Raw genomic sequence first — 9,841 nt, 5'->3', positions numbered from 1 at the left:
CGATGCCTTCGGACGGCAGCACGCGACGGATGTCGGCGACCATGCGCTGCGGGTAGACCGGGAAGCGGTTGTCGTCGGCACCTTCGGCGATCTGTGCTTCGTTGGCTTCACGGATGGCCATCAGGCGGGTGAAGTCCCAGTGCGAAGTGTCGTTCAGCGCTTCGCTGATCTGCCACACGGCGTTGGCGATGTCGCCGATCACTTCCACCTGCGGGAAGTACACGGCATCGACTTCGGCGGAGCGGAAGTTGATGTGGATGACCTCGGTGCCGCCACGGACCATGAAGAACGGTGGCTTCTCGATCACGTCGTGACCGATGTTGACGATCAGGTCGGCAGCTTCGACGGCGCGGTGCACGAAGTCACCCGACGACAGCGCGGCGTTGCCCAGGAAGCGTGGGTGACGCTCGTCGACCACACCTTTACCCATCTGGGTGGTGATGAACGGGATGCCGGTCTTGTCGATCAGTTGCTTGAGGACCTTGGCGGTCATCTTGCGGTTGGCGCCGGCGCCGATCACCAGGATCGGGTTACGGGCGTTTTTCAGCTTTTGCACGGCAGCGTCGATCGCCACGTGCTCGGCCAGCGGACGGCGGTGCAGGCTTGGCGGGATTGGCAGTGCGTCGGTCTGCTCGGCAGCGATGTCTTCCGGCAGCTCCAGGTGCACGGCGCCCGGCTTTTCTTCTTCAGCCAGGCGGAAGGCTTCGCGCATACGGGCCGGGATGTTGTCGGCCGAGGCAAACTGGTGGGTGTACTTGGTGATGGGGTCCATCATGCCGCACACGTCGATGATCTGGAAGCGGCCCTGCTTGGACTTCTTGATCGGCTTCTGGCCGGTGATCATCATCATCGGCATGCCGCCCAGGTAGGCGTAGGCGCTGGCGGTGACCAGGTTGGTGGCGCCAGGGCCGAGGGTAGACAGGCTGACGCCGGTCTTGCCGGTCAGGCGACCATAGGTAGCAGCCATGAAACCTGCGGACTGCTCGTGACGGGTAAGTACCAGCTTGATCTTCGACTTGCGCAGGGATTCGAGCAGGTCGAGGTTTTCCTCACCGGGAATGCCGAACACATACTCGACACCTTCGTTTTCCAGGCATTGCACAACGACATCGGCGGCCTTGGCCATTTGGGGTACTACCTCAAAATCTTTGTGGGATTGCAGATTTATTAAGCTGCGTGACTGAGATGTTGCAGGATGTCTCAGTGGCGCGCATCGTAGGCCCTCTGGTTAATAATAATAAATATATTGTTATGATGCGTGGCATCACAGTTTGTTATGAACGGTAACCCCCCTCAATGAACCTCAAGGCATTGCGCTGCTGCGTCGAGATCGTACGCCAAGGCAGCTTCACCAAAGCCGCGCAGCACCTGCATATCGCCCAGCCGGCACTGAGCATGGCCGTTACCCGCCTTGAAGAAGAACTGGGCGTGACCCTGTTCAACCGCACCACGCGCAAAGTCATCCTGACGGCCGAGGGCGAACGGTTCCTGCCACGTATCGAATCGGCCCTGCGCGAAATGGATGTGGCCCGGCAGGAACTGCGCGACATGGCCGACCTGAAACGCGGCGAAGTACGCCTGGGTATCCCGCCGATGTTCGGCCTGCACTATGTGCCCGGGTTGATGAACGCCTTCCGCAAGCTGTACCCGGGCATAGCCATGACCGTGTTCGAAGGCAGCGCCGAGGACATTGGCCATCGCCTGGAACAACGGGAAATCGACCTGGCACTGCTAGAGTCCAGGCGCGTGCCGCCCGACAAGGAATCGATCCTGCTGGGCAGCGACGAGATGCTGGCGTGCATGCACCCTGACCATCCCTATGCCGGCAAGGCCTTCCTTACAGCCGAAGACCTGCGCAATACCGACATGGTGGTGTTCGACCGCACCTTCGTGCAGCGCCACCTGCTGGACGCGTTCTTCGCCGAACATGGCATCACTTACCAGGTGGCGCTGCAAAGCAACTTCGTATCGCTGGTGGTGCAGGCCGCGCTGGACAACATGGGCGTGGCGACCCTGCTGCGCTCGGTGCAACAGCGCACGCCGGGCATCGTCGGCGTACCGTTCCGCCCGGCGCAGCTGATGAGCTTCAGGCTGTGCTGGCGCTCGGGGGAATACCTGTCGCTGGCCAGCAAGCGCTTCATCGACTTTGCCGCGCAGACCCATTACCTGGAGCGTTGAAGCCAGCCCGTTGCGGCCTTTTCGCCGGCATGCCCGCTCCCAAAGGAAATCTGCGCGATACCTGTAGGAGCGGGCGTGCCCGCGAACACCGGCGCAGCCGGTGCCATCCACCGCGCAGGGTTCTTCGCGGGCATGCCCGCTCCCACATGTGCTCCCGACAGACGTACGAGGAAGCCAGCCACCTTCCTCGACGTCGCCGTCACGGATTGACTATGATCCCGCCTTGAACGTTTCAGCATGTTTCAACAAGGATCCAGATGTCAGTTCAGGAATTACCCCCCCTCCCTAGCAAAACCACCGTCGCAAAGATGGAAGCCGCCATGGCGCTGGGCAGCTTTGCGATCGGCACTGGCGAGTTCGCCATCATGGGCCTGATGCCCGACATCGCCAGTAACCTGCAATTGAGCGAGCCCCAGGTGGGCCATGCCATCAGCGCCTATGCGCTGGGGGTGATGGTCGGCGCCCCGACTCTGGCGATCATCGGTGCCAAGCTGTTGCGCAAGCACATGCTGCTGTTGCTGATGGCGCTGTATGCCCTTGGCAACCTGGCTACCGCCTTCGCCCCCTCGTTCGGTGGCCTGGTCGCCTTCCGCTTCATCAGCGGCCTGCCCCATGGCGCCTACTTCGGCATTGCGGCGGTGGTGGCGTCGAGCATGGTGGCCAAAGACCAGCGGGCGGGGGCCGTGGCCCGGGTGATGATGGGCCTGACCTTGGCCATGTTGCTCGGCAACCCGGTCGCCACCTTGCTGGGCCAGTATTTCGGCTGGCGCTCGGCGTTCGTATTGGTCGGCGCGATAGCCCTGTGCACCATAGCCCTGGTCTGGCGCTTCGTGCCCCAGCGCCACGATGAAACGCGCAGCGACCCGCGCAAGGAACTGCAAGCCTTCACCCTGCCGCAAGTGTGGATGGCGCTGGGCATCGCCTCGATCGGCTTTGCCGGCATGTTCTGTGTGTTCAGCTACCTGGCGCCGACGATGTTGCAGGTAACCCAGGTGTCGCCGCAGTGGATTCCGTTCGGCCTGGCAGCGTTCGGCGTGGGCGGCATCGTCGGCAACATCGCCGGCGGCAAACTGTTCGACCGCCTGCAGTTCCGCGCCGTGGGGCTGGTGCTGGTGTGGTCGATTGCCGTGCTGCTGTTCTTCAGCGTTGCCGCGCAGGCGCTGTGGAGCCTGCTGCTGGGCATTGGCCTGGTGGGGACCATGATTGCCCTGGCGGCACCGTTGCAGATCCGCCTGATGGACATTGCCCATGAAGCGCCAAGCCTGGCAGCGGCGTCGAACCATGCGGCGTTCAACCTGGCCAATGCGCTGGGGCCGTGGCTGGGTGGCATGGCGATTACCGCGGGCATGGGCTGGACCAGCACCGGCTACATCGGCGCAGCGACGGCGCTGGTCGGGCTGGGGATCTACCTGGTAGCACGGCGGATGAAGGGCGGGCACTGAAACGGGGCTGCCATGCAGCCCATAAGTCATTGAATTAGCGAGGCCCCTATGGGAGCGGCTTTAGCCGCGAACACCGGCGCAGCCGGTGCCATGCACCGCGTTGGATGCTTCGCGGCTAAAGCCGCTCCCACAGGGTACGAGGATCGCTTGCGAATTCAGTTATCTGTGCGACAGCGCGGCCCAAAGGGCTGGGCAATCTCCCACAGAGACCGCACAATGCTTTAAATTTGTGCGGTCCCTGTGCGGCCCCTGATTCAACGATCAACGCGGCAGGCTGACCCTTGCCACCTCGGCAAAATAGCGGGCCCCGGTCGCCAGGATCGCATCGTTGAAATCATACGAAGCGTTATGCAACGGCGTAGCCCCCGCCTCGCCCTCGGTACCATTGCCGATGAACACGAAGTTGCCCGGCACCTGCTGCAGGAACGCACCGAAGTCCTCGGAAATCATCATCGGCATCACTTCGGCATTCACCGCCTGCGCCCCCACCACATTGCGCGCCGCCGTCACGGCAATTTCCGTGTTAGCCGCCCAGTTCACCGTCGGCGCAAACTCGTGGCTGTACTCGAACCGGCAGGTTGCACCGTGCAAGTGGCAGATACCCTCGCTGATCTCGCGCATGCGCTTCTCCAGCAAGCGTTGTACCTCGGGGCTGTAACTGCGGGTGTCGCCCTTGATCGTGACATGGGTAGGTATCGCATTGCGGATGCCATCAGTAATGAACTCGGTGCAGGAAACCACTGCTGAAAGGCTCGGGTCGACATTGCGCGCGACAATGGTCTGCAAGGCCAGCACGATCTCGGCACCGATCACCATCGGGTCGATGCCCATGTGCGGCCGTGCGGCATGGGTACCCTTGCCCTGGATGTGGATGACGAAGTTGTCCTCGCTGGCCATGATCCCGCCAGCCCGCGTGGCAATATGGCCAGCCGGCATGCCCGGCATGTTGTGCGCGCCATACAGGGCATCGACCGGGAAGCGCTCGAACAAGCCATCGGCCATCATCGCCTTGGCCCCGCGTCCATGCTCCTCGGCCGGCTGGAACAGGAAACGCACGGTACCGTTGAACTTGCGCTCGCGGCACAGCAGGTCTGCGGCCCCCAGTACCATCGCCATGTGCCCGTCATGGCCGCAGGCGTGCATCTTGCCGTGGTTGCAGGACGCATGGGGCCGTTCATGCGCCTGTTCGGTGATGTTCAGGGCATCCATGTCGGCACGCAGGCCGATCACGCCCGGGCCGTCACCGACAGTGAGGCTGGCAACCAGGCCAGTGCCACCGATGCCTCGGTGCACCTCCAGGCCAAAGCTGGCCAGGATGCTGGCGACCTGTTCGGCAGTGTCGAACTCTTCGAAGCCGGTTTCCGGGTGGCGGTGAAACGCGTGCCGCCAGTGCTTGAGGCGCTGTTCGAATGCAGGGTCATTGCTCATGCTTGAAGTTCCTGTTGCTGGGCCAACGTCGGGCGTTGACCGGAAGGGCCGGTATAACCTGGCCCTCAAGGGGTGGATCAGGTGCGTACCCAGGTTTGCTGGCGTGCCAGTACCGAGCTGGCCGACTCGCCCAGCAGATCGGCGTAGACGCCAGGGGCGGTGGCGCCTTCGGTACTGATGAAGAGGATGCGGGCGTTGCCGTCGAGACCCAGGTCGGCAGCTGCGCCAGCATCCGTTACCAGGTGGGCAAGCCCGGCCAGGCCGGCGACGCTGGACTCACCCGCCACCAGTGGAATGTCGCGAGCGCTGCCAGCCGCCAGGCGGCGCATGGCGGCAACAGCCTGGTCATCGGTGATGGTCATGAAGTAATCGACGCTCGGCTCAAGGAATCGCCAGGCCAATGGCGATGTCTCGCCGCACGCCAGGCCCGCCATTACCGAGTCCACCGAACCGGTCGCCCTGGCCGGTTTGCCGAGCAAGGCACTCTGGTACAGGCAGTCCGCCTGCTCCGGCTCGACCATGACCATCAATGGGCGTTGTGCGCCGTAGTGCTCCCACAGGTAGCTGACGATGCCAGCCGCCAGGCCACCCACCCCGCCCTGCAGGAACACGTGGGTGAAAGGCGGCTGGCCGGCAGTGGCTTCGATGATTTCTGCGGCGATGGTGCCGTAGCCCTGCATCACATCACGCGGGATCACTTCGTAGCCCTCATAAGAGGTATCGGAAACCACGGTCCAGCCGTTGCTGGCCGCCAGCTCCGCAGCGTGCTGGACCGACTCGTCGTAATTGCCGGCAATGCGCACGATCCGCGCGCCGTAGGCGGCAATCGCCTGCTCGCGCTCTATGCTGACGTTGGCATGCAGCACGATCACGCAGTGGCAGCCGATGCTTTGCGCGGCAGCCGCCAGGCCCTTGCCATGGTTGCCATCGGTGGCGCTGACCACGGTGAAGGGGGCCAGCAGGTTCGCGTACTGGCCTGCCAGCAAGCCGCGCGGGTCGAACTGCTGCGCGGGGAAGGTACGCAGGATCAGCCGGACCAGGGCAATCGGCGCGCCCAGCGCCTTGAAACTGCCCAGTTCCGAACGCACCGATTCGTCCTTCACCGTCAGCTGGGCAACGCCCAGCTCCGCGGCCAGGTCAGGCAGGCTGTACAGCGGCGTAGCACCTGCATTCAAGCGCGCCCAGCCGGCCAGCCACTGGCGGCTTTCTTCAGCCTTGGCGATGCTCATCACCTCCTGCAACGCTTGCGGGTAAGGCTGGCGGACAGCCTTGGGGTTGGAAACAAACATGCGGCACTCCTTTATACAGGCAACAGGAAGCCCATGCCGCTGAAACCAGGCTTCAGCGGGCGGGGCATTACAGTGGGGATCAGGCGTGGGTCAGGCGACGGCTGACGACATCCAGCAGCACCTGGGCGCCCTGAATCAGTTGTTCGTCATCGGTATGCTCGCGCGGGTTGTGGCTGATGCCGCCCTGGCTGGGCACGAAGATCATCGCGGCGGGGGCAATGCGGGCGATCATTTGCGCGTCGTGGCCGGCGCCAGAGGTCATGCGCCGATGGCTGAAACCGAAACGCCGGGCCGAGGCTTCGATGGCATCGGCCAGCCCTGCGTCGAAGATCACCGGCTCGAAACGCACCAGGCGCTCGGTGGTAATGGTGACCCCTTCACGCTCGGCGAGCGCCTCCAGGTATTGGCTCAGGCGGTTTTCGGCGTAAGCCAGGCAGGTTTCGTCGGGGTCGCGCAGGTCAACGGTGAAGGTGGCCTTGCGCGGGATGACATTGATCACGTTCGGCTCGAACTGCATGCAGCCGACCGTGGCCAGGGTCGTGCCGGAATCCACGGCCATGGCGCGCAACTCGGCGACGATGGCACTGGCGACGAAGCCTGCATCATGGCGCAAGTGGGTCGGCGTGGTGCCGGCATGGTTGGCGTGTCCCTTCACCTCTACATGCTGCCAGGAAATGCCCTGCAGGTTCTCGACCACGCCGATCAGGGTGTTTTCGGCTTCGAGGACCGGCCCCTGCTCGATATGCAGTTCGAGGTATTCGTGTGGCACGATGGCGCCAGGCTCCAGCGTGCCGGCATAGCCGATGCGCGCCAGTTCATCGCCAAGGCGCGTACCGTCGGTGCCAAGGGTATCCAGTGCCTGTTGCAAAGGCAGGCCGCCGGCGTAAACCAGTGAGCCCATCATGTCGGGCTGGTAGCGCACACCCTCTTCATTGGTGAACGCGCCGACGGTGATCGAACGCTCAGGCAAGCGCCCGGCCTCACGGTACGCCCGAACCACCGCCAATCCGGCCAGCACGCCATAGCAGCCATCCAGGGCTCCGGCGTTGGTGACAGTGTCGATGTGCGAACCGATCATCAGCGGGCTTTGCTCGCCGCTGTCAGCGGCTGCGCGTAACGTACCGAAAATGTTGCCGATGCGGTCGACCTGCACGTCGAGGTCAAGCTCGCGCATCCAGCCGACCAGCAGGTCGCGCCCGGCCTTGTCGGCATCGCTCAGGGCGATCCGGGTGCGCCCGCCATGCGTGGCGTCAACACCTACCTGGCCGAGTGCACGGATCTGCTGCAGCAGCAAAGCGCCGTTCAGTTGCAGTGGGGTACTCGCATTCATCAACCGTTTCTCCATGGGTGAAAAGCCTTGGCTCTACACCGCCGTTCTTGTTCACGGGAAATTCTATTCGCTCGCCGCGTATGAAAATCTTGATTTTTGGCCAATTCATGCACTTTTATTACGCACTTTCGGCATTTACCGCTGTTCGCCTACGGAGCCCCTCCCATGCCCCTCGATCACTTCGACCTGGCCCTGCTCGATGCCGTGCAGCGCGACGCCGGCACTTCACAGCTGGACCTCGGTGCGCAGGTCAACCTGTCCTCGGCGGCGGTCAACCGGCGCCTGAAGAAGCTGGCGGCCGACGGCGTGATCCGCGGCACGGTGGCACAGGTGAACCCGGAGCAGCTGGGGTACACGCTGACCGTGATCACCGAGGTTGAAGTGGAGAACGAGCGCCTGGACCTGCTGGACGAGATGAAACGCGCCTTCCTCGCCTGCCCGCAGGTGCAACAGTGCTACTACGTGGCCGGGGAATGCGATTTCGTGCTGATCATGCTGGTGCGGCACATGGAGCAGTACACCCAGCTGACCCGTGAGCTGTTCTTCGAGAACAACAACGTCAAGCGCTTCAAGACACTGGTGTCGATGAGCAATGTGAAGACTGGCCTGTTCGTGCCGACCCTCACGGATTGAAGCCTTTACTGCGAGCCGCTGTAAGAGCGCGCAAGTTGACAGTCAACTTGTCCAGGCTGGCCAGCCCCGAGGAAATGATTACAATGCGCGCCCCGACCTGAAATATGTTTTTCTCATGAAATCACTGCTTTACGCCGTATCCTTACTATTTTCCTTCACCCTCCCCGCCCTGGCCAACCCGCCGGCGACCTTCACCGAGGCCAAGGTAGTGGCCAAGCAGAAGGTGTACATGGACCAGGCCAGTAGTGCCATGGGCGACCTGTACTGTGGCTGCAAATGGACCTGGGTGGGCAAGTCCGGCGGGCGTATCGATGCCGCCTCGTGTGGCTACCAGACCCGCAAGCAGCAGAACCGAGCAGAGCGCACCGAATGGGAGCACATCGTGCCGGCCTATACCTTTGGCAACCAGCGCCAGTGCTGGAAGAACGGTGGCCGCGAGCATTGCGTGGATGACGACCCGGTGTTCCGCGCCATGGAGGCCGACCTGTTCAACCTGTACCCGGCAGTAGGCGAGGTCAACGGCGACCGCAGCAATTTCAACTACGGCATGGTTGCTGGCAATGCAGGGCAATACGGGCAGTGCAGCACCAAGGTCGACTTCGTGCAGCGTGCTGCCGAACCCCGTGACGAAGTGAAAGGCCTGGTCGCCCGCACCACCTTCTATATGTACGACCGCTACAAGCTGAGCATGTCGCGCCAACAGCAACAGTTGCTGATGGCCTGGGACAAACAGCACCCGGTGTCGGCCTGGGAAAAAGAGCGTGACCGGCGCATTGCCGCGATCATGGGGCATGCCAACCCCTTCGTGACCGGGGAACGCAAATGGACCGCCAACTACAAGCCGGTCGGCAGTGGCGTGGTGCAAGCAGTGCCGGCGAAGGCTGCCAAGCCAGAGGCCAAGCCGAGCCTGGCCAGTGCCGAGTCGGTAGGAGCGGTGCTTGGCAACCGCAACAGCCACGTCTATCACCTCTCCGTCGGCTGCCCGGGCTATACCCAGGTTACCGCGAAGAACCAGGTCACCTTCGCCACAGAGGGTGAGGCGCAGGCAGCGGGGTATCGCAAGGCGGGCAACTGCCGCTGATCGGCCCCCTTGCAATCGATCGGGCTGCACAGCAGCCTGATCGAATGACCATCCGTCGCCCAGACGGCACCCCACTCCCCGCCCCCAGCCCAACGAATGACAGATCATCCGCAAAGGAGACGTTCCATGATCCGCATTCGCCCACTCTCGCTGTGCCTTGCCCTTGCCCTGGCCGCCGCCACTGGCACCAGCCTGGCCGCCACCGACACCCATACCGACAGCCACCCGCAAACCGACCAGTCCGGTGGCAAGACTGCCGGTGAAGGTAGCAGCGTCAACAGCCCTGGCAGCAGCAAAGGCAACGACAGCAGCGATACCGGCAGCAACAGCGATGCCGCCGACGGCGCCGCTGGCGGCTCCAACAGCACCGGCGAAGCCACCGGTTCCGGCGCCGGGCGCACCGGCGGCACCGCCGAGGACCAGGACAGCCATTGAGGCCAGCCTGGGCTACACTGCGCCC

General features: G+C 63.3%; 9 protein-coding genes. 5 read left to right on the top strand and 4 right to left on the bottom strand.

All coding sequences use genetic code 11. The features are described 5' to 3' along the window. On the bottom strand, window positions 1-1,126 hold a 1,126-nt coding region (locus J5M71_RS22785; protein WP_207837353.1), incomplete at its 3' end, for an acetolactate synthase large subunit. Window positions 1,127-1,296: 170 nt separating this feature from the next. Between J5M71_RS22785 and J5M71_RS22780 the strand changes: the two genes are divergently transcribed. Then, window positions 1,297-2,178, top strand: a complete 882-nt coding sequence (locus tag J5M71_RS22780) for a LysR family transcriptional regulator (RefSeq protein WP_207837349.1) — start codon at window positions 1,297-1,299, stop codon at window positions 2,176-2,178. A 257-nt stretch (window positions 2,179-2,435) separates the two neighbouring features. Then, on the top strand, window positions 2,436-3,620 hold the full coding sequence (locus J5M71_RS22775; RefSeq protein WP_207837346.1) for an MFS transporter: 1,185 nt from the start codon (window positions 2,436-2,438) through the stop codon (window positions 3,618-3,620). 261 nt (window positions 3,621-3,881) lie between these two features. On the opposite strand, the gene J5M71_RS22770 is transcribed toward J5M71_RS22775, so the two are convergent. The 3 genes from J5M71_RS22770 to J5M71_RS22760 all read right to left on the bottom strand — a co-directional run bounded on the left by J5M71_RS22770 (window position 3,882) and on the right by J5M71_RS22760 (window position 7,667). Continuing rightward, complete coding sequence (locus tag J5M71_RS22770; RefSeq protein WP_207837343.1) at window positions 3,882-5,048, bottom strand: M20 aminoacylase family protein; 1,167 nt, start codon at window positions 5,046-5,048, stop codon at window positions 3,882-3,884. Between the two features lie 77 nt (window positions 5,049-5,125). Further along, window positions 5,126-6,337 carry a diaminopropionate ammonia-lyase gene (locus J5M71_RS22765; RefSeq protein WP_207837340.1) on the bottom strand — a complete coding sequence of 404 codons (1,212 nt, stop codon included), beginning with the start codon at window positions 6,335-6,337 and terminating at the stop codon, window positions 5,126-5,128. A 79-nt stretch (window positions 6,338-6,416) separates the two neighbouring features. Then, window positions 6,417-7,667, bottom strand: coding sequence for a Zn-dependent hydrolase (locus tag J5M71_RS22760; RefSeq protein WP_207837337.1), 1,251 nt, complete (start codon window positions 7,665-7,667; stop codon window positions 6,417-6,419). 165 nt (window positions 7,668-7,832) lie between these two features. Here J5M71_RS22760 and J5M71_RS22755 point away from each other — a divergent pair, with 165 nt between their 5' ends. The 3 genes from J5M71_RS22755 to J5M71_RS22745 all read left to right on the top strand — a co-directional run bounded on the left by J5M71_RS22755 (window position 7,833) and on the right by J5M71_RS22745 (window position 9,816). Then, complete coding sequence (locus J5M71_RS22755) at window positions 7,833-8,300, top strand: Lrp/AsnC family transcriptional regulator (protein ID WP_063914760.1); 468 nt, start codon at window positions 7,833-7,835, stop codon at window positions 8,298-8,300. 115 nt (window positions 8,301-8,415) lie between these two features. Then, complete coding sequence (locus J5M71_RS22750; RefSeq protein ID WP_207837334.1) at window positions 8,416-9,381, top strand: endonuclease; 966 nt, start codon at window positions 8,416-8,418, stop codon at window positions 9,379-9,381. A gap of 126 nt (window positions 9,382-9,507) precedes the next feature. Next, window positions 9,508-9,816 (top strand): hypothetical protein, encoded by a 309-nt coding sequence (locus J5M71_RS22745; protein ID WP_207837331.1) that lies wholly within the window; start codon window positions 9,508-9,510, stop codon window positions 9,814-9,816. Window positions 9,817-9,841: the final 25 nt, after the last annotated feature.

Origin of the sequence: Pseudomonas sp. 43(2021) (genome assembly GCF_017490805.1) — a bacterium.
Taxonomy (GTDB): domain Bacteria; phylum Pseudomonadota; class Gammaproteobacteria; order Pseudomonadales; family Pseudomonadaceae; genus Aquipseudomonas.
Note: the sequence above shows the minus strand (reverse complement) of the source record. Positions and strands in the feature narration are given on the sequence as shown.